Annotated in this window: 1 protein-coding gene; it reads right to left on the reverse strand. The window is 53.2% G+C overall.

The window, feature by feature from the left end:
- Positions 1 to 1,175, reverse strand: a 1,175-nt coding sequence (locus tag BLR27_RS18630) for a beta strand repeat-containing protein (RefSeq protein WP_221406381.1), incomplete at both ends; no start/stop codon positions are given.

The raw sequence follows: 1,175 nt of genomic DNA on the forward strand, positions 1-1,175 counted from the left end.
GAAGAAAGAACATTGGCAGCAAGCGTTGCTCCGGTCAGGGAGCCTGCATCTGCTGTAGCAGTTACGTTAATATTCGAAGTACCATCAAAGGATACGCCGTTGATCGTACGAGCGGTAGCAAGGGCGGTTGCGGTGCCGGCATTGCCGCTAACCGAACCTGTAATTGGAGCTGAAACTGTTAAGCCGGTCAAGGTGCCCACCGAAGTGATCGCTGGTTGTGCAGCAGTAGTAACCGTTGCAGCTGATCCCGTGATGTTTCCTGCAATTGGTGCCGTTACCGTTAAGCCCGTTAAAGTGCCAACCGAAGTAATTGCCGGTTGTGCAGCAGTAGTAACCGTTGCAGCTGACCCCGTTACAGAACCTGCTATCGGGTTAGTAACCGTCAGGTTGCCCAGGGTTCCGACTGAAGTTAAGGAGGAATTAACAACGGAGGCATTTAAAGTGGTTCCGGTCAGGGAGCCTGCATCTGCGGTAGCAGTTACGTTAATATTGGAAGTACCATCAAAGGATACGCCGTTGATCGTACGAGCGGTAGCAAGCGCTGTTGCGGTGCCGGCATTGCCGCTAACCGAACCTGTAATTGGAGCTGAAACTGTTAAGCCCGTCAAGGTACCCACCGAAGTGATCGCCGGTTGAGCAGCGGTCGTTACTGTTCCTGCTGTAGTAGCTGTTGTCGCTGTTCCTGCATTGCCGGTGATGCTGCCCGCAATCGGGTTAGTAACCGTCAGGTTGCCCAGGGTTCCGACTGAAGTTAAGGAGGAATTGACAACGGAAGCATTTAAAGTGGTTCCGGTCAGGGAGCCTGCATCTGCGGTAGCAGTTACGTTAATATTGGAAGTACCATCAAAGGATACACCGTTGATCGTACGAGCGGTAGCAAGCGCTGTTGCGGTGCCGGCATTGCCGCTAACCGAACCTGTAATTGGGGCTGAAACAGTTAAGCCGGTCAAAGTGCCCACCGAAGTGATCGCTGGTTGAGCAGCGGTGGTAACCGTTCCTGCTGTAGTAGCTGTTGTCGCTGTTCCTGCATTGCCGGTGATGCTGCCTGCAATCGGGTTAGTAACCGTCAGGTTGCCCAGGGTTCCGACTGAGGTTAAGGAGGAAGAAAGAACATTGGCAGCAAGCGTTGCTCCGGTCAGGGAGCCTGCATCTGCTGTGGCCGTTACGTTAATATT

It is taken from the genome of Daejeonella rubra (genome assembly GCF_900103545.1).
Taxonomy (GTDB): domain Bacteria; phylum Bacteroidota; class Bacteroidia; order Sphingobacteriales; family Sphingobacteriaceae; genus Daejeonella; species Daejeonella rubra.